Genomic DNA, 19,247 nt, shown 5'->3' on the forward strand with positions numbered 1-19,247 from the left:
CCGACGCGATGAACGCTCCACGCGACAACCTTCCTGAAACCGGTGCGGAGACCTATCTCTTCGCATCGCCGAACAGCAGCCACATCACGTGGCTGACCGATGCACTCGGCCAGCTGGGCGCGGTGGTGATCCTGCCCGCCGAGGCCAAGTCGATCGACGAGCGCATTGCCATGCTCAGCCCGGCGGCGGTCTTTCTCGATTTCTCGGGCGACCACGCCGCTGCCGCAAGCGAACTTCACCAGCGCCTCAAGCGCGAGTGGCCCACGCTGCCGGTACTGGCAACGGGCGTTTCGGCCGAGCCGGCTTCCATGCTCGCCGCGCTGCGCACCGGCGTGGACGATTTCGTCGACATGAGCGCACCGCCAGCGGATGCGATCAACACGCTGCGCAAGCTGCTCGATCGGCAAAGCAGCCTGCAAAGCCGAGCCCGCGGATGCACGCTTGCGCTGCTCGGCGCCCGCCCGGGCGTTGGCGTGACCACGCTTGCGGCCAGCCTGTCGCTGATGCTCAACGACCAGCTGTCCCAGGCGGCCGCGCCTTCTCACAGCCGCAACACGCGCCGCGGAGTAGCGTTGCTCGATCTCGGGTTGCCGGCCCGCGATGGTCTTCTGTATCTCGACACGCAAAGCGGCTTCAGCTTTGTCGATGGCGTGCGCAACCTGCGCCGCCTCGACCAGACGCTGCTGCACACCGCACTGGCCCACCACGCGAGCGGCGTGGCCGTGCTGCCGCTGCCCGCGAGCCTTGCGCAAGTGCGCGAGATCTCCCATGCAGATTCGGTGGCGCTGATCAAGCGGCTCAGCGACTTCTACGATTTCCAGATCGCCGACCTTGGTGGTTTTTCGACCCTCGATTTCGTCGCCCAGACCGTGAAGGCCGCCCAGCGCAGCTGGGTGGTGTGCGACCAGAGCATCGGCGCGATCGTCTCCACAGCCAACATGCTCAAGGAACTGCGCACCCGCGGCATCGACACCGATCGGCTGTCGCTGGTGGTCAACAAGTTCGACAGCCACGTCGGCCTGCCGGCCAAGGACATTGCCGAGCGGCTCGAACTGCCGCTGCACCATGTGCTGCCGGCGCGCAGCACGCAGCTTCTGGCTGCGGCGAGCCGCGGCGAAATGCTGGTGCGCACCGCGCGCAACGACGCGTATTCGCAAGCCGTGGCCGGCCTTGCACGCGGACTGAACCAGGAATACACGTCCGAAGCGGGCCAGCCGCCGGCCAAGGAACCCAGCTGGGTCGCGCGAATGTCGCAAATTGCCGGCTTCTGGAAAAGCTCTAGTCAAGGTTGAACCGCCCCATGTCCAACGATCTCGAATTCGCCGACGACGACCAGGCGTTCATCAATTCCCAGCAGTTTCAGGACATCAAGAGCTGGACGCACGACCACCTGCTGAGCCGCATCGAGGAGCTTGGCGCGGAGTTCGGCCGCTGGTCGCGCGCCTCGATCCAGCAGTTTGTCGAACTGGAGGTCGACAGCTTCGTGCGCCTGCGCCGCGTGCCGATCAACGACCGCGAGATGCAGCTCATCTCCGATGCATTGACCAAGGAGCTTGCGGGCTTCGGGCCGCTGGAAGATCTGCTCAACGATCCTGCGGTCGAAGACATCTTGATCAACGGCTACCAGAACGTGTACGTGTCGCGCCACGGCATGCTGGAGCGCGAGACCGTGCGCTTTGCCGATGCAGAGCATGTGATGCGCATCGTGCGCCGCATCCTCGCACCGCTCGGGCGCCGGCTGGATGAGTCGAACCCCATGGTCGATGCGCGGCTGCCCGACGGTGGCCGCATCAACGTGATCATCGAACCGCTGGCCATCGACGGGCTCTCGGTCTCGATCCGCAAGTTCCGCAAGGAGCCGCTCACGCCGGCCGACCTGGTGAAGCTCGGCACCTTCGACGCCGGCATGGCGCAGTTGCTGGAGATTGCCGTGCGGGCGCGTTGCAACATCCTTGTGAGCGGCGGCACCAGCTCGGGCAAGACCTCGCTGCTCAATGCGCTTGCCACCTTCATTCCTGCGCGCGAACGCGTCATCACCATCGAAGACACGGCGGAGTTGTCGCTGGGCACCAGCCACGTCGTCCGGCTCGAAAGCCGCCCCGGCGGCTTCGATGGCACGGGCGTGGTGTCGATCCGCGACCTCCTGCGCAACAGCCTGCGCATGCGGCCCGACCGGATCATCGTGGGCGAAGTGCGCGGTGCCGAAGTGATCGAGATGATGCAGGCGATGAACACGGGCCACGAAGGGTCGATGGGCACCATCCACGCGAGCTCGCCGCGTGAATGCCTCTACCGCCTTGAAATGCTCGCGGGCTTTGCAGGCTACCAGGGCAGCGAAGTGAGCCTGCGCCGGCAGATTGCCAATGCCATCGATTTCATCGTGCAGATCGGGCGTCTTTCGAGCGGCCAGCGCCGCATTCTTTCGTTGAGCGAAGTCACCGGCGTCAACGACAACGTGGTTGCGATGCAGGAGCTCTACCGCTACGAACCGATTGCCTCGCCCGATGGCGAAGAACGCGATCGCTGGGTGTCGCTGGGCATTGCACCGCATTCGCCCAAGATCACGCGCTTCCGCCAGTCGCTGGCGCGCGCGCAGCAGGGAGACAACCGTGGCTAAGGTCCTGCTGGCGGTGGCTTGCATCGCGTTGCTGCTTGCAGCCGCGGGGCTGCTGCTGTGGCAGTGGGCAAAGGGGCGCCAGGCGCGCCAGACAGCGGCACGGCATCTGAACCAGCAGATTCTGGCCAGCACGGCGGCTGCAGTGCAAGCGCCCATGCCTTTGAGGGATCTGCCCAGCGATGGGCTCATGACCGACCCGTGGCTCGAGACCGATGCAAGCGCCGCGGCTTCTGAACCCGTTGGGCTTCTTGAAAAAGCAATGCCCGACCGCCTGATTGGCGTGATCGAGCCGCGCATGGCCGCGCTGGGCTTGGTTGCCATCGTGGTGCTGGCGGCTCTTGCGGGTCTGTTCGGCGGCTGGATTGCAGCGTTGAGTGCGCTCACTTTATTGGCACTCCTCGCGGTCTTCGCAATCTGGCTGCGGCTGCAAAAGTTCCGCCGCAAGCTGGTGAGCCAGCTGCCTGGCTACATCGACGCAATGGTGCGATTGATCACCATCGGCAACTCCACACAAGCGGCCTTCCAGCTGGCGATTGCCACAACGGAGGCTCCGTTGCGCGGCCAGTTGGAACGCGCGGCATCGCTCGTGCGTGCGGGGATGGAACTGGACCGTGCACTGCACCAGACAGCCAGCAGTGTCCGCATCGACGAGATGTTCCTATTGGCCTCCATCCTCGGCCTGGGTGTGCGCTATGGCGGCCGCGCCGATCTGCTGCTGGAGCGTGTAGGCAACTTCATGCGCGACCGCGAGCAGGCGGAGCACGAGTTGGTTGCCATGTCATCGGAAACCCGCCTTTCGGCGTGGGTCCTGGGGCTGCTCCCCGTGGGCGTGGGCGCCTTCCTCATCATGGCCAATCCCGACTACTTCGTAGGGATGTGGAATGACGATACAGGTCGCATGCTGATCTTCTCCTCGGCGGGCCTTCAGCTGATCGGCGCCGCCCTCCTTTATCGATTGGCGAGACTGTCATGACGTTGTCGCCCAATCAACTCGCCGTTCTTAGCCTGGCGTTACTCGCGCTAGGGCTCATGGCAGGAGCAGGCGCACTGATTGCGGCCGAACTGCGTCGCGCGCGCAGCGGAAAGGTTATCGGCCGCGCCATTCATCAAGTCGTGGAAGCTCCGGACCTGTCGAAAGCTCCCGCCAATGTGGAAGGAGAGGCTGGCGCCTCGACGAAGTCCGATATCGAGCTGCCGTTTCACTGGCTCGATTCACGGCTCGGCCGGACGCTCGTGGCGGATGAAGACCGCAACCTCATCGACCAATGCGGCCTTTCCTCGAAGCGGGCGCAATTGGTCTTTCTGGTGGCTCGTGTTTTTCTTGCGTTCCTTCTTCCATTTCTCGCCTATGTTCTATGGAGCGCGGGCCATTCACAGCGCACCGTCGTTATCGTCCTTGCGGCCGCGTTCGCCATTGGCTTCATGGCGCCGAAATGGGTGCTCGGCCGTTTTGCTGCCACGCGGCGCGAGCGCGCGAATCAGGAGCTTCCGCTCTTTATTGATTTGCTGCGCCTTCTCCAAGGGGTTGGGCTGAGCCTGGACCAGAGCCTGCAGATCATGGCCAGTGACTTCTCGCACGTGCTGCGCGTGCTCGGCTACGAGCTGAGTTTGGCCAACAACCAGTACAGCCGCGGTCGAAGTCGCGAGCACTCGTTGCAGCGCCTCGCGACCTTGCATAAGAACGAGAACCTCCGAGGGCTCGTGTCCTTGCTGGTGCAGGTCGACAAACACGGCGGCGCCGTGCAGGAGCCGTTGCGCATCTTCAGCGACCGGCTGCGCGAACACCGGCGTTCCGAAATGAAGGAAAAAATCGGGAAGATCACGGTGAAGATGACCGCCGTCATGGTGTCCACGCTGATGCCGGCGCTGGTCATCGTCACAGCAGGACCAGGCTTCATCGCGATATTCCGATCACTGGGAGCTGTCGCCAAATGAAAACGCTGGACTTTTGCACTTGCTCGCCCGCTGTGCGTCGCGTGCTGGCTTTCGCCTCCGCGGGCGTAGCGGCTCTCGCCTTCACCGGCTGCGCGGGCATCAAGGATCAGTACGCCGCCAGCGCGGACGCGCAACAGCGCATGGCCGCCGAAGCTGCAGCGGACACCAAAGCAGGGGCGACCGTAGACACCCAAGCAACCTATCTCAAGCTCGTCGAGCAGATGCAGAAGGAAGACCTGTGGTTTGCCTCTCTCGCGCACATTGACGCGCTTGAACGACGCTGGGGTGTATCGCCCGAATCCACGCGCGTGCGCGCCGACGCGCTGCGCCAGACCGGCCAAGCTGAAGGTGCTGAAATCGCCTACAAGCGCTTGCTGGCCACGCCACAGGAGAGTGCGGGCTACAGAGGCCTGGGCCTGCTGGCCGGCGCAGGTGGCCACTATGCCGAGGCAGTCCAGTTGCTCAAGCAGGCGCAGCGCCGAACGCCAACCGATGCATTGCTGTTGAGCGATCTGGGCTATGCGAGCCTTCGCGCTGGCCAGGTTGAGGAAGCACGTCTGCCGCTGATGCAGGCCTTGCAGTTGCAGCCGGACAGCAAACAGGCACAAGCCAATCTGGCCCTCTATTTCGAAATGACACACCAACAGGATCAAGCCACAGCCCTGATGGAGGCGAACCGCATGCCCGAAGCCACGCGCGCTGCCGTGCGCGCAGCTGCATTGCAGATGCGAGCCGCAGGGGGTTCGGCCGTGCGGTCCCCCGTCGTCACCTCTGTATCGACATCGGCATCCGCCATCGCTTCGAACGGGGCGCCTACGGCGCTGCGCGACGACCCGGTCTCCGGCCCGCTCGCACTCAAGCCTGCGCGCTGGGCCGGGATGGGCGGCGCGCGCACTGCCAACCAGTTGAACCCGCCGGTCTCGGCCGCAGGCACACCTCTTTCACCGAACCCGACCTCACCACGAGGGACCCCATGAACCACAACGAGCTTGCCCATCGGCTTTCCACGCTGTCCGCCTGCGTGCTGGCCGCAGCCTTTTGCTTCATGACGGCGGCAGCCTCTGCGCAGACCGCCAGCGCAGGTTCCACTCAAGGCGGCACCAGTAGCACCGCAGCTCCGGCCATCGATGATGCCGCCGCGAAGCCGACAACGCAGACCCAGGCCGTTGTGGAAGAGGAAGAAGAAACCTACAGCCTGCCGCTTCAGGTTGGCGATGCGACGTCGAACCTTTTCGCCTGGCAGCGAAGCGGAGAGGTCGCGTCGAAGACGGCCCGGCCTATCGCGGGAAGTGTCGCCGGTCGCAGCTACGAGCGTTACTTGAAGAGCTTCGAGCACCCCATTCCGGAGCACATGAGCTCGACAGTCAAGACATCGACTGGTGGCGGCAACACCAAGTAGGACACTGCCGCTTTCGACGCATCGCGCCCACAGACCACACCATGAGGACGAACCGTGCACTCCCCTCGCCGCGCTGCCAGCGCGGTGTCTACGCGATCGAGTTCGCCATGGTGTTCCTGATTTTTTTCACCATCCTCTACGCCGTCATCTGCTACGGCATGTTGTTCGCGTTTCGGCTGGGTTTGCAGAACGCGGCGGAGGATGGGGCGCGGGCGGCGCTGCAATACCAAAGCGACCTCGGGGCTCGCGTGGCCCGGGCGACGACAGTCGCCACCGCCCGCAGCGACTGGATGCCTCTGGTGATGCCACCGGTCGTTTCCATCTGCCATGTGGAAGGTGCGGCGGGACTCGACCTGTGCCCCGCAGTCAACTGTGGCCCCTCATGGAGCCAACGGTGCCAGGTCCACGTTGTCGTGCAGGCCAACAATCTTGGATCGCTGCTGCCCCCCTTGCCGGGCTTCGCCGTTCCCGACCAGATCGCCGGCAAAGCTAGCATGCTGCTGGAGCTGAGGTGAGAACCATGTCTGCCCTCAACCCCCGACGACCGCGGCGCAGCACCCGTACAGCCAAGCGTCAACGCGGCATTGCCGCCATCGAGTTCGCTTTCGTCTTCATACTGCTGTTCATTGCGCTGTATGGGGTGGTGACCTTCGGTGCAATTTTCTACACGCAGCAAGCCATCTCGCGCGCCGCAGAAGAGGGGGCTCGCGCGGCGATGCTGATGCCGCAACCGCCGACTCAAGGTAACGTGTGCCAAGCCGTTTCCGGCTCGCTGGCGCGCTCGCTCGCTGTTCCATCGTCAACCTGTACAAGCAGCACCCCAGGCCTGATCTCCATCCTGCTCGCCGCATGCCCAGGTGAGCCAAGCTGCGCCGTGGTGACCGTCACCTATCGCTACAAGGACAACCCCATCCTGCCGCTGGTGTCGTTGTTCGATACCAGTTGGGTGCCCGATCAATTGCGAAGCAGCGCCACCGTGGCGCTCAAGGCCTCATGACATGGCTCTCGGCATGAACACACTATCGATGCGCCCGGCACCGCGATCGACCATGCAACGACGCGCTCGTGGATCGATCATCATCAACACGGCCATCGCGCTGAGCCTGATCGTGATCACGCTCGTGGGCGCGGAGTTGGGATATCTGTTCTACATGAAGCGCGAGTTTCAGAAGACTGTGGATCTGGCCGCATTGGCCGGTGCGCAGAAGCTTGTGCCTTTGGGAGGCACTGACGTATGTGGCACCGCACAAGGGGCTGCCGTTGCCAATGCAGGTCAGAACATGCCAGGCCTCGTGCTTCAACAACCGGAATGCGGTCACTGGGCATCGTCGAATACAACACCAGCTAATGCGGGCTGCTTTTCCAATGTAGACGATCACTTTCTTCCTGATGCGTCAACAAAGAATTCTCTTCGTGTGCGAATAGAGAAAGCTCCACCGACGTTGTTCCCCTTCTTTCAGGCCAGTCGCACCATCTGCGTCCAGGCGGTTGCTTCGCTAAACGAACCCCTCGGTGCAATATCGATCGGGAGTGGAGTCGCGCGGCTGAACGAAGGGTTGCTTAATCAAGTACTGAGCATGCTGTTGGGAACAACCGTCAACCTGAGCATTGCTGACTACACCGGTTTACTTAATACCAAGCTCAACCTGCTCGGGATCACGGATGCCCTAGGCCTCAATGTGGGCACGTATTCACAGTTGGCTAGCGCCAACGTTAATTTGGCGCAGTTGCTCAATGCCGCGATCAAGGTGCTTCCGCAAAACAACGACAGCGCAACGGTCGCCCTCGCAACCAGCGTTTTGAATGGGATTTTGACGCTGACCGGAGGACTTCACCTCGAAGATGTCAACATCAACTTGCTACAGACCGCCGCCAACAAGGCTGGATTGCTGAGCATGGATCTCAATACCACTGATCCTCGCACAGCCTTGAACGCGAACGTCAACGCATTGAACCTTCTGTTGGTCGCCTTGCAGATAGCGGATAGTCAATCTGCCATTACGACGAAATCCCAGATCCCACTTGATCCTCTTGCGAATGTGGCACTCCAAGCTAAGGTCATCGAGGCGCCGAGCATAGCTGTCGGTCCTCCTGGCTACTATGCCGATGGTATTACCGCGAAGACCAAGGCACATACAGGCCAGATTCGAGTTCTGCTGGAAACTAAAATTCTGACGCCGCTGGGCGGAAAAAATGATCTGCTCAATATCGATCTGCCCCCTTTTCTCCCGATCGTAAGTCTGAAGGTCTCCCTGCCGTCGGGTCAGCTAGCTGAACTACCGATCTACGTGGAGATTGCCTCAGGTGATGCCGAACTGGCGGCGGTACGATGCGATGCCCCTGACGGAAAGTACGACGTCGAGATTAAAGCCGCCCCAAGCTTGGCGCACATCTTTATCGGCAAGGTTCCCACAGCATTTACCAATAGATCCAATCCGTGGGAATCTTTGCCGAAAGAGCGGGTTAGTTTGTTGAAACTTGAGGCGGAAGTCAAAGTCCTGCTCGGCCTGATCCCGGTGGTCAAGGCCCCAATTGATTTGCAGGCAAAACTCGATGTCTCCGTTCCAAGCTCAGGTCCGATAACGAGGAGTTCGTTGGACTACAGATTCGATCCCACCATTCCAGCGTCCGAGCAGAACCTGACTCGCACCGTCGGGACGGAGCAGAAACTTAGTGCAGCGATAGCAAGTGCCCTCAGCTCGGGAGCCCTGGACGTCCAACTTGATACATCGGGCCTCACGGTCCTAGGCATCAATGCTGGCCCGCTTAGCCTCGTGCTGGACGCTCTAGTGAACAACTTGATTTCCATCGTCAATGGCGTGCTGGGCGTCCTCAACGTTGTGCTGACACCAGTACTTCAGCTACTCGACACTGCCGTGGCACCGCTACTCAAGACGCTCGGCATTCAGATCGGATATGCGGATGTTCAACTCCTCTCTGCCAGTTGCGACGGCAATGCACGGCTGGTCTATTGAGACAACACTACGTATCCCCCTTCTAGCCCGTGAAACTTTGAAAACAGCGTCTCGATGAGTGCCTCCAACTTCGACGAACTCGACCTCTTTGTCTGGGAAGGCAAGGCCGACATCCTCGACCGTATCGCGCGGTGCATGGCGAGCTTCGACGTGGAGGTGATCCGGGCCGATGGCTTGCCGCCTCCGCAGCAGGATCGCGGCACTGCGCTTCGGCCTTCGGTGGCCATCCTCAGCGTTACGGTCATCGACAGCGGCGGCTTGGCGCATGCCACCGAGCTGCTGCAGGGCATGCCGGTGATCTGGGTGGCTGCCGCCTCGCGGGAGCGGGACTCGCGCACCTATCCGCCCGAGTACCTGCACGTGCTGCCCTACGACTTCACCTGCGCCGAGCTGCGCACGATGGTGGCCAAGCTGGTGCGGCAGCTGCGTGCGCGCGACGTGGCGCCGCAGGCGCCCGATGTGCTGGTGGCACATTCAGACGCGATGAAGTCGCTGCTGGCCGAAGTGGGTGCCTTTGCCGATTGCAACCACAGCGTGCTGGTGCGCGGCGAAACGGGCGTGGGCAAGGAGCGCATCGCGCAGCAGCTGCACCTGGGGCACCAGCACTACAGCAAGGGCGCGTTCGTGGCGGTGAATTGCGGCGCGATTCCTGATGGCCTCTTCGAATCGCTCTTCTTCGGCCACACCAAGGGCTCGTTCACGGGCGCCGTGCATGCGCACCGCGGCTACTTCGAGCAGGCCACGGGCGGCACGCTGTTCCTCGACGAGATCGGCGATCTGCCGCGCTACCAGCAGGTGAAGCTGCTGCGCGTGCTGGAAGACAACGCGGTCACGCGGCTGGGTGCCACGGCGCCGATCCGGGTCGACTTTCGGCTGGTGGCGGCCACCAACCGCAACCTGCGCGAGATGGTGGCGAGCGGCGAATTCCGCGCCGACCTGTTCTACCGGCTCGCGGTGATCGAGCTGCATGTGCCCAGCCTGGAGGAGCGCGGGGAGATCGACAAGATCGCGATCTTCAAGGCGCTGCTGGCCAATGTGCTGGGCGACGAGCTCGAGACGATCGGCGAAACACCGCACTGGCTCAGCGATGCGGTGGCGGAGACCTACTTTCCCGGCAACGTGCGGCAGCTGCGCAACCTGGCCGAGCGGGTGGGCGTGATCGCGCGGCAGCTGCACAGCTGGGACCAGAACCTGATCCAGCGCGCCATCGCGCTCACGCGCGGCACACCGACGCTGGCAGCAGGCGCTGCTGCGGAGCGCAACGGCCATCATGGCGGCGGCACGATGAACGGCGTGGCGCTCGACGGCAATGGCGAGCGCAAGGGATGGAACAGCAGCGAGCGCAACCGCATCATCGCGGCGCTGGAGATCAACGACTGGAAGCGCCAGGACACCGCGCAGCACCTGGGCATCAGCCGCAAGGTGCTGTGGGAGAAGATGCGCAAGTACCAGATCCTCGACGGCGAGCCCGGCATCCCCGAGGACGCCTGAACCCACCCCGGTTTGACTAGCGGTTCGCCAGCCGCGCGGCCCGGCGCAGCGGCGGGTTGGCCGCGGTTGCGGTGGCACCACGGTCGGCCACGGGCTCGCTGGCGCAGCCTGCGTTGCTCGAGATGCACAGCGCGGTGAGCAGGCCGTCTTCGCTCAGCGCGGGCCGGTTCGGCGGGCCGAAGATGCGGTCGATCCAGGAATTGCTCGCTTCGGGGTCGATGCGCAGCTCGCCGGTGGTGCGCGCCAGGCGCAGCTCGGTGATGCGCAGGTCGAACACGGCGTCGACGTAGTCGAACAGCAGGTTGTAGTAGTCGAGCTGCGCGTCGAGCACGGCGGGCAGTGTTTCGCGGCCGAACTCCATCAGCCGGCGGCGCCCGCGGAAGGCCTGGCCCGACGTGCTGACGGCTTCCATCAGTTGCCGCTCGCGCTCGCGTCCGGACACGGTGCGCGCCCATGAGGCCGAGGTGAGTTCCAGCAGGTTGAGCTTCACGCCTTCGAGCTTGGCTTCCTGGTTGGCGACTTCGGCCAGGGCCGACTTCAGACGCAGCTGGCGGTCGAAGCCGTTGCCGAAGTTCCAGTTGAGCTCGAAGGCCGCGCGCGTCGGGTCTTGCGGCGACACGCCGCGCGGGTCCTTGCTCTTGACGACCACGGCGTCCACGGTCGGCCAGATGCTGGCCTCCTGCTGGTCGACCAGGGCCTGGGCGCGCGCCACGCGGCCCTTGGCTTCGGCGATTTCGGTGCTGCGCTCCTCGGCGCGGCGCAGGGCCTCTTCCTGCGAAGCGATGCGCCAGTACGCGGGCGCCGCCAGCACGGGCAGCGAATCGGTATTGGGCGTGAACCTGAAGTAGGTGTTGAACTTGGCCAGCGCCTCGTCGCGCTGCGCCTGGAAGTCGGACTCGCGCGCGGCCACGCTGGCGCGGCGCGCGGCCGCCATGTTCAGGTCGTTCTCGCCGGCGGCGCCCAGCGCCACGCGGCGGGCCTCGGCCTTGGAGAGCTCGGCCACCACCTCGGTCGACTTGCGCGCGATCTGCTTCTTGAGGTCGTAGCGCTGCACCTGCAGGTAGGCGGTCAGCGCATCGAGCACCACCTTCTGCGAGGTGGTGACGACGGCCTCGCCGTCGGCCTGGTTGCCGGCCTCGGCGGCGCGCACCGCCGCGCTCATGGCGCCGCCGTCGATCAGGCTCAGGCGCGCCTCGGCGGTCAGCACGGTGTAGTTCTCGGTCTTGGCGTTGTCCGCGCCGCTGTTGTAGGTGCCGGAGGCGGTGCCCATCTTGAAGCGCGGGTAGCGGGCCTTCTTGGCGGCGTCCACGCCAAAGCTGCTGGTGTTGGCGGCGGCCTGCGCGGTCTGCACTTCAGGGTAGTCCTGCGACAGCGCAATGAGCGCCTGCTTCACGCGCTGCGCATAGCTGGCAGCGCCGATCGATGGCGCGGAAAGGCGGCGCGCCGGCTGCAACTGCGCGGGCGCCTCCTGCGCCATGGCGCCAGGAGGAAGCGCAAAGCTCGCGCACAGCACTGCACAAAGAACACCGGTGCCCGTTCGGCGCCGGCCAGCCACGTTGCGGCCCATCATGGTTCGCGGAAGGCTTCGCGCCGCAGCTTGAGCACGGGACGCAGGATGTACCAGATGAACGGATCGGTGCCCACCTTCAGGTCGACCTCCGACTCCATGCCGGCGGTGACGCGGTTTTCTTCGCGCCCCACGTAGGCCTGGTCGGTGCTGATGAGGATGCGGTAGTACGGCGCCGAATTGGCAATGGCCGGGTCGCGGTCGGCATCGGCCGCCACCAGGGTGACCTTGCCTTCGACCGCGCCGTAGCGCAGGTAGTCGTAGGCCGTGATCTTGACGCGCGCCGCCTGGCCGATCTCGACGAAGCCGCGGTCGTTCGGGTTCAGGCGCGCCTCGATCATGATCTCGTCCTTGTCGGGCACCACCTCCATGATGGCTTCGCCGGGCTTGATGACCCAGCCCGGGCTGGCGCTGCGCAGCCCCTTGACGATGCCGTCGGCGGGCGCCTTCACCATGGTGCGGGAGCGCTGGGTGCGTGCGCGCGCGAGGTCTTCGTTCAGGCTGGCGAACTGGCGCTCCACGGCGGCCAGCTCGTCGGACGCGCGGCGCCGGAAGCGGCCTTCGGCCTCGGCCATCTTGGCCTGGGCCTCGGTGATGGCGGCGCTTGCGGATATGGCGCCCTGGCGCGCCACGGCCAGCTCGCTTCGCACGCCTTCGACCAGTCGACGCTTCTCGAGCACCTCGACCTGGCCGACCAGCTTTTCACTGAGCAGCTGCTCGGAGATCTCGAGTTCCTTCTGCATCAATGCGAGGCGGTCGTTCAGGCCCTTGACCTTGGCCTGCTGCTCGAGCAGCTTGCTGCGCGCCCCCTCCAGGCCGGACACCGCGCCGGCCATCACGCCGCGCTGCTCGAGCGCGCGCGCTTCGTAGGCGCCGGTTTCGCCGTCGAGCACGCTCTCGTCGATGTCGGCGGCAAAGCTCTCGCGCTTGAGCGGCTGGCCGCGGCTCTCGGCCATGAGACGGATGCGGGTGGCCTGCGTGGCGGCATGGCGCGCGGTGAGTTCCTCGAAATTGAGGCCGCTGCCGCCCAGGTCGATCTCCACCAGCGACTGGCCCTGCGTGACCCTGTCGCCTTCCTTGACCAGCACGTTGCTGACGATGCCGCCTTCCAGATGCTGGATCGACTTGACGCGGTCCGACGGAATCACGCGGCCCGGCGCCACCACCACGGTTTCCATGGGAAAGCCCAGGCCCACAACGGCCAGCAGCGCGACCGCGCCGCCAATCACCCACTGGCGGCGCTTGCCCTCGGGCCCTGTCTGCGCCGCGCGCTTGTGATCCTCGTCCTGAAGTATCTGCGGCAAATCTGATTTCAAGTCGCGGTCCCCAATTACTCTTCGATCGATCGGCTGCTCAAGCCATGGAACGGTTGGCGGCGGCGCCCTGCTGCGAATGCGCCTCGGCATCGTCCTCGCCCGCGGTGGAATCGGGGAGCGCCACCAGCGCCTTCTTCACGCCGAAGAGCTTCGGCACCATGACGGCGGCCGTGCCCTGTTCGACGTTGCCCTGCCCCGTCACGTGGTAGACCACGCTGGCCGCCGACACGATGCGAAGCGAATGCGTGACCACCACCACGGTGCGCACCTTGGCCACCGCGAGCAGCGTGGCCAGCAGGGTGCGCTCGCTCTGGAAGTCCAGGTCGTTGCTGGGCTCGTCGAGCACCAGCACCGAGGGCTTGCGCAGGAAGCTCATGGCCAGCGCAAGCTTGCGCCGCTCGCCCACCGACAGGCCCGTGCCGCCTTCGCCCACCACGGTGCGGTAGCCGTCGGGCATGCGCGAGATGAAGTCGTGCGCGCCCGAGAGCTTGCAGGCCGCCACCACCTGCTCGTCGCTCTGGCCCGGGGCCGTGCGGCGCATGGTGTCGATCAGCGGGCCGCCGAACCAGTACACCTCCTGCGACAGGTAGCTGATCCAGCGCGAGAGCTCTTCGCGGCCGAACTGCGAAAGGTCGTACTCGCCGATGCTGATGACACCGCGCGTGGGCGCGTACAGGCCCGAGAGCAGCTTGACCAGCGTCGACTTGCCGGCGCCGTTGCGCCCGACGATCACGTGCAGCCCGCCCGGGCCGATGTCGAGGTCGACGTTCTCCAGCACCGGCCGGTGCGCGTCTTCCGTGAAGCCGAAGCTCACGTCCTTCAGCGTGACGCGGCCCAGCGGCTGCGGCAGCGTCATGCCGGTGGGCGCTTTTTCGACCGGCTCGCCGAGCACCGTCTCGAGCCGCTTGGCCGCTTCCTTGGCGGCGGCCAGCGAGCGCCAGCTCGAGACGAGGCCGGCCACCGGCTGCAGCGCCTTGAGGGCCAGCATGTTGGAGGCGACCAGGCCGCCCACCGTCATCCATTGCTCCATCACCGAAATGGCGCCCACCGTGACCACGATGACCGAGAAGACCATCATCAGCACGGTGGTGCCGTCGCGCGCGGTTTCGATCTGCCCGTTCTTGCTGAAGCTCTCGCTCAGCCAGGAGTTGTACGACTGGCGCCACATCTCGATGGTGGGACCGTCGTTGGCCTGCGTCTTGAGCGTTTCGCGCGCGTTGCAGATTTCCGAGGTCATGCGGTCGAGGCCGCGGCCGCGCTGCACTTCCTCGACGCGCCCGCTGCGCACTTCGTCGGCCCACCACCAGGCCAGGAAAACCATGATGGCAAGGAACAGCACCACCACCGGCAGGACCGGCAGAGCCACGATGCCGATCACGGCCAGTGCGAAGACCGCCATCGGCAGATCGAAGATCGATTGCGCCAAGCCGCCCGTGACGGTGCCGCGCACCGAGGCCACGTCGCGGAAGAACTGGTGCCAGATCGAGGCCGGGCGCGCTTCGAGCGCACGCAGCGGACGGTTCAGCATCGAATGCAGCAGCGCGCCCGACACGCCGTGGTCGATGATCGCGCCCGCATTGCGCAACAGGCGCGAACGCCCCGAACGCAGCCAGAACTCGATGCACAGGAAGAACAGGATGCCGCACACCAGCGCGGCCAGCGTCGAGACGCCGCTGCGCGACAGCACGCGGTCATACACCTGGAGCAGGAAGATCGATGGCAGCAGGCCAAAGAGGCTGATGGGCAGCGACCGCCAGGCCGCGCTCTTGACCAGCGGGTAGGCGGCCCGGAACGAGGTGTGCAGGGCACCCGCGTACGGGCTCGCACCTGATTCTTCGGGCACCTCGGCCACCAGTTGGCTGGGCAAGAGAAACTTGATCATGGGAAAGGGCCGATCCGTCCGGCAATGACGCCTGCGCCATTATCGACTGTTACCCAGTTGTTACAAGACAAAATCTATGCTTACGAAGCGCTGCAGCGTGACATACGTCTCAGCGTGTGCGACACCGTTTCCGCCGGGGCCGGAGCAGCCTCCCCCGCGGCCTCCACCGCCAGGCTGCAGTCCACCGCTTTTCTTGCCGCGACGGGGGCCGCCTCGTGCTTCGGCAAGCCCTGGGCCAGCACCAGCGCGACGTTGGCACACAGCAACATGCAAAGCAGCCATGCGCAGAACAGCTGCAGCCAGCCCAGCCACCACCGGCGCTGCGGCGCGGCCTGGCGTTGATAGGGCAAGGACGCCTGAGCGTTCAGTTTGATCATGGCAATGCTTTCAGAACCCGGGCCAGCCGGGACAGGCCGACACCGGCAGAACTCTTGGCCAGCACCCAGTCGCCCGGCTGCAGCAGGCCGCCCAGCGCGGTCGACAGATCGGACACATCGACGAACCAATGCGAGCGGACCTTGGTGCGGATGCGCGCATGCAGCGCCCGCATCAGCGGGCCGCACAGCAGCACACGGTCGGGCTGCGATGCGAGCAGCTCGGGCTCCAGGTCGAGGTGGTGCCGCTGCGCGGCGGGGCCGAGCTCCTGCATGTCGCCGAGGATCGCCACGCGCCGTGCCGGCTCGCAGGGCGCCTGCGACAGCAGCTCGAGCGCGGCGCGCATGGAGCTCGGGTTGGCGTCGTAGGTCTCGTCGATCAGCTTGAAGCTGCCCCCGCCGATGTGGATGGTGTGCAGCGCGCCGCGCCCGCCCGGCGGCTCGAATTGCGCAAAGGGCTCGACCGCGGCGGCCAGCTTCAGGCGCATCGCCTGCAGCGCCGCCAGCGCGGCCACGGCGCTCGCGCCCATGTGGCGCCCCGGCGCATTGAGCCGAAGCTGGAACGGCTCGCCGAGCACCTGCGCCTGCACCTCGCCGTGGTCGAAGGCGAGCAGCCGCACGTCGGCGTCCTTGTGCTCGCCATAGGTCACGATCTGGAGCTGGTGCGCCATGGCGGCTTCGGCAAAGGTCGCGAACTCGGGGAGGTCGCGGTTCAGCACCGCGCTGTCGCCGGGTGCCATGCCCTCGAAGATGCGGCTGTCCATGCGCGCGGCGGCTTCCGACGGCCCGCGGTGCTTTTGCGACGCGGCCGACAGCCCGGTCACCACGGCCAGCATCGGCCGCACCAGCTGGGTCGAGGCCAGCATGTGCGGCGAGCCCATCTCCAGCACCCAGTAGGCCGCATGCCGCGGCATGCAGGTCAGGTTCCAGGCCATGCCCGAGGGCAGGCTGACGTTGCCTTCGGGCCGTCCGACCTCGCCCCATACGGCCAGCGCGTCGGCCAGCATCGCGGCCACGGTGCTGCCGCCCGTGCCGCTGCCCAGCACGCCGCAGACGCGCCCCGTGAACTCGGTGCGCGCATGCGCGCCCAGCGCAAGCACGGCCTGCAGCACGTCGGGCACCTGGAGCACGGGAACCCGCTTGTCGAGATGCGGTGCGGGATCGGTGCACAGCACGGCGGCCGCCGGCTGCAGCACGCCCTTGAGCGCCACCGCGGCCAGCGGCGTCTTCGAGGGCCGCGCCTGGTGCTCGAACACCACGCGGCCCTTGCGCAGGAAGGAGCGCTGCGTCACGCCGCTGGCGCGCCAGCCGTCTTCCGGGCGCACCACCCATTCGCCGCCGGTCACCCGCGCCATTTCGCTCGCGGTCCAGGCGGCGCCGTCGTCCCTCGCGCTGCCGGCTCCGGGCACGGCCGGGCGCTCCAGCAAGTAGCGGCGATAGGCCACGAAGCCCGACACGTACTGCGCCACGTCGTCGATGCGCACCCGGAACGCGTGGTGCCGGATGAAGAAGGAGCCGACGATGGTGGAAGGCCGGCGGAAGTACATCGCCATCTCGGGCCAGAAGAAGCCGTTCTGCAGGTAGTGGGCGCGGTACTCCAGCGCGCGGTAGAACTTCTCGGTGTCGAGCTCGTCCAGCAGGTGCCGCATGGCGGGCGTGGCCTCGAGCCGCTGCAGCATCTGCTGGGCCGCGAGCATGAGCTCGAGCAGCGTCGGAAAGGTGGTCTTGCGGTCGAGCACGAAGTCGAGGTAGCCGGCCACGTTCTGCAGGCCGAAGCGAAAGTACTTTTCCTGCGGGCTCCAGCGCGTGAGTTCGTTGACGCAGCAGCTCAGCCAATGGTCGTGCGCCTGCCAGTGCTGGCTTGCAATGAAGTGGTCGAAGGCCTTCTCGACCACGGCGAGCCACCTTGCATCGCGCGTGAGGCCGTACAGGCGCATCAGGCCGTAGGCGGCCTCGCCGTCGTAGTAGATGACGCGCGAGGCCTGCTTCACACGCAGGTCGCCGGCATGGAGCACATGGCTGAAGCTGCCGGTGGCGCCATCCTGCAGCGAGGCGATGCCCAGCGCCAGTTTTTCCAGCAGCGGCAGCCAGTCGCGCGTGTCCATCGCCTCGCAGTACTTCACCAGGGCCAGCACGCAGGCGGCATTGCCGCCCAGCCTGATCTCTTCGCCGGTGTCGACGAGAAAAGCGACCTCGGTGCCGTCGGCAAGCGTGTAGCTGCGGATGAGCGTGTTCGCGAGATGGTCGAGCGCGCGGTCGATGGCCAGGCGCAGCTTGTCGTCGCGCATGAGCTCCCACGCCTCGATCATGGCGCTGAGTACGCTCGCGTGGCGCATGGCGTCGTAGGTCGGAATGCGGCGGTCGAAGCAGGGGAAGTAGCCGTACACGAAGAGGCCGTCGTCCTGCACCTGGCGCGCAAGGTACGAAGCGCCGCTGCGCACCAGGTCGAGCGCCGATTGCGGCGCGAGCGCCGGCGCCTGGCGCCGCCCGGCATCCAGCCCCGTGCCCACGAGCTTGTGCACCACGCAGTCGGCCTGGCAGAACACGCCCACGGTCGCGAGCAGGTAGACCCGCTGGTCGGCCGGCAGCTCGAGCGGCAGCGCGCGTGCGAAGCGCGCCTGGGCATAGACCTCGAAGTTGCGCGCATTCACCACGGCATGCGCAATGGTCGAATCGCCGCTCAGCATGGCGTTGGCGTTGAGCTCCTGCTCGGTGAACGCGGTCTCGAAGTCCTGGTCGAAGGCCAGGCCGAGGCGGAAGTAGTTGCGCTTGACGCCGGCGAGCTGGGCCTTGAACTGCGCCCAGTCGATCGGGCTTGCGCCCTCGACCCAGTCGATGCGCAGCCATGGCGAGACGATGCCGCAGTCGCGCACCCAGCGCTCCACGGCCTCGGCGCCTTCATTCCACGCGGTTTCGAAATCGGCCGCGCGCGCGTGCACCACGTGCGCGCGCTGCGACCCGTCGCTCACCGAGAAGAAAAGCGTAAAGGCCGGATAAGGCGCCGGCAGCGCCGCACACACCGAGACCAGGCGCTCGTGGCAGGCATGGAGCTGGTCGGAGAAGGACATCATTCGGCCCCAGTCGAATGCGGGAGGCCGGTCGCACCCGGACCGGGAACTCCCATCGAAGGCATCGCGTTTCTCCGTGTTTCAGCGGTAGCTGAATTCGGCTCGGCGATTGAGCTGATGGCCCTCCTCGGTGGTTTCGAGCGACGCGGGTTTTTCAATGCCCCAGCTGACGGCCTCGATCCGTTCGCCCGGCACGCCAAGCTGCGTGAGCGCGCGCTGCACGGATTCGGCCCGGCGCTGGCCCAGCGCGAGGTTGTATTCGCGGCCGCCGCGCAAGTCGGTGTGGCCCTCGATCACCACCTTGCTGGCGGGACGGTTCCTGAGGTAGCTCGCATGCGCTTCCACCACGTTGCGGTACTGCGGCTTGATGTCGTATTTGTCGAAGTCGAAGTACACGATCTTCAGCGCGACGGGGCCGTTCTGCACCGGTGCGGGCGGGGGTGGTTCCACCTTCGCCACCTGGGCCTTGTTCGAGTAGTAGTAGGTCGCGTCCTCGCGACCGCTCTTGGAGGCCGTTCCGCAAGCGGCAAGGCTTGCTGCGAGGGCGACGATGGTCAGTATCCGGTAGCTGCTGTTCTTCATCTTCATATCAATTTCCTTTCGCGGGCCAGGCCGCGGCGGCC

General features: G+C 65.5%; 16 protein-coding genes. 10 read left to right on the plus strand and 6 right to left on the minus strand.

Annotated features, from left to right (window positions below):
• Positions 1 to 8: 8 nt before the first annotated feature.
• Genes RZE77_RS23415 through RZE77_RS23460 form a run of 10 tightly spaced genes read left to right on the plus strand, consistent with a single transcriptional unit; the run spans position 9 to position 10,417 of the window.
• Complete coding sequence (locus tag RZE77_RS23415; protein ID WP_319439485.1) at positions 9 to 1,292, plus strand: CpaE/TadZ family protein; 1,284 nt, start codon at positions 9 to 11, stop codon at positions 1,290 to 1,292.
• 8 nt (positions 1,293 to 1,300) lie between these two features.
• Positions 1,301 to 2,617, plus strand: a complete 1,317-nt coding sequence (locus tag RZE77_RS23420) for a TadA family conjugal transfer-associated ATPase (RefSeq protein WP_319439486.1) — start codon at positions 1,301 to 1,303, stop codon at positions 2,615 to 2,617.
• Positions 2,610 to 3,590, plus strand: coding sequence for a type II secretion system F family protein (locus tag RZE77_RS23425; protein ID WP_319439487.1), 981 nt, complete (start codon positions 2,610 to 2,612; stop codon positions 3,588 to 3,590). Before RZE77_RS23420 ends, RZE77_RS23425 begins: the two co-directional genes overlap by 8 nt.
• Positions 3,587 to 4,552 carry a type II secretion system F family protein gene (locus tag RZE77_RS23430; protein WP_319439488.1) on the plus strand — a complete coding sequence of 322 codons (966 nt, stop codon included), beginning with the start codon at positions 3,587 to 3,589 and terminating at the stop codon, positions 4,550 to 4,552. Before RZE77_RS23425 ends, RZE77_RS23430 begins: the two co-directional genes overlap by 4 nt.
• Positions 4,549 to 5,529 carry a tetratricopeptide repeat protein gene (locus tag RZE77_RS23435; RefSeq protein WP_319439489.1) on the plus strand — a complete coding sequence of 327 codons (981 nt, stop codon included), beginning with the start codon at positions 4,549 to 4,551 and terminating at the stop codon, positions 5,527 to 5,529. Before RZE77_RS23430 ends, RZE77_RS23435 begins: the two co-directional genes overlap by 4 nt.
• On the plus strand, positions 5,526 to 5,951 hold the full coding sequence (locus tag RZE77_RS23440; protein WP_319439490.1) for a DUF3613 domain-containing protein: 426 nt from the start codon (positions 5,526 to 5,528) through the stop codon (positions 5,949 to 5,951). The genes RZE77_RS23435 and RZE77_RS23440 overlap by 4 nt, the downstream gene beginning before the upstream one ends.
• Before the next feature lie 41 nt (positions 5,952 to 5,992).
• A complete protein-coding gene (locus tag RZE77_RS23445) occupies positions 5,993 to 6,466 on the plus strand; it encodes a TadE/TadG family type IV pilus assembly protein (RefSeq protein ID WP_307698714.1) in 474 nt (157 codons plus the stop codon).
• 5 nt (positions 6,467 to 6,471) lie between these two features.
• Entirely contained in the window at positions 6,472 to 6,948 is a 477-nt protein-coding gene (locus RZE77_RS23450) for a TadE/TadG family type IV pilus assembly protein (protein WP_319439491.1), read from the plus strand.
• Position 6,949: 1 nt separating this feature from the next.
• Positions 6,950 to 8,926, plus strand: a complete 1,977-nt coding sequence (locus RZE77_RS23455; protein WP_319439492.1) for a TadG family pilus assembly protein — start codon at positions 6,950 to 6,952, stop codon at positions 8,924 to 8,926.
• Positions 8,927 to 8,980: 54 nt separating this feature from the next.
• Positions 8,981 to 10,417, plus strand: a complete 1,437-nt coding sequence (locus RZE77_RS23460) for a sigma 54-interacting transcriptional regulator (RefSeq protein ID WP_319439493.1) — start codon at positions 8,981 to 8,983, stop codon at positions 10,415 to 10,417.
• Positions 10,418 to 10,433: 16 nt separating this feature from the next.
• Here the strand turns inward: RZE77_RS23460 and RZE77_RS23465 are convergent, their stop codons facing one another.
• The 6 genes from RZE77_RS23465 to pal form a co-directional block, all read right to left on the minus strand.
• Complete coding sequence (locus tag RZE77_RS23465; protein WP_319439494.1) at positions 10,434 to 11,987, minus strand: TolC family protein; 1,554 nt, start codon at positions 11,985 to 11,987, stop codon at positions 10,434 to 10,436.
• Positions 11,984 to 13,300, minus strand: a complete 1,317-nt coding sequence (locus RZE77_RS23470) for an HlyD family type I secretion periplasmic adaptor subunit (protein ID WP_405546408.1) — start codon at positions 13,298 to 13,300, stop codon at positions 11,984 to 11,986. The genes RZE77_RS23465 and RZE77_RS23470 overlap by 4 nt, the downstream gene beginning before the upstream one ends.
• Positions 13,301 to 13,337: 37 nt before the next feature.
• Positions 13,338 to 15,182, minus strand: a complete 1,845-nt coding sequence (locus tag RZE77_RS23475; protein ID WP_319439496.1) for a peptidase domain-containing ABC transporter — start codon at positions 15,180 to 15,182, stop codon at positions 13,338 to 13,340.
• An 80-nt stretch (positions 15,183 to 15,262) separates the two neighbouring features.
• Positions 15,263 to 15,559: a hypothetical protein gene (locus RZE77_RS23480; protein ID WP_319439497.1), complete on the minus strand. Its 297-nt coding sequence runs from the start codon at positions 15,557 to 15,559 to the stop codon at positions 15,263 to 15,265.
• Positions 15,556 to 18,627 (minus strand): glutamate ligase domain-containing protein, encoded by a 3,072-nt coding sequence (locus RZE77_RS23485; RefSeq protein ID WP_319439498.1) that lies wholly within the window; start codon positions 18,625 to 18,627, stop codon positions 15,556 to 15,558. Before RZE77_RS23485 ends, RZE77_RS23480 begins: the two co-directional genes overlap by 4 nt.
• Positions 18,628 to 18,705: 78 nt before the next feature.
• Complete coding sequence (gene pal / locus RZE77_RS23490; RefSeq protein ID WP_319439499.1) at positions 18,706 to 19,212, minus strand: peptidoglycan-associated lipoprotein Pal; 507 nt, start codon at positions 19,210 to 19,212, stop codon at positions 18,706 to 18,708.
• Between the last annotated feature and the right edge of the window lie 35 nt (positions 19,213 to 19,247).

The organism is Variovorax sp. SPNA7 (genome assembly GCF_033807855.1).
Classification (GTDB): domain Bacteria; phylum Pseudomonadota; class Gammaproteobacteria; order Burkholderiales; family Burkholderiaceae_C; genus Variovorax; species Variovorax beijingensis.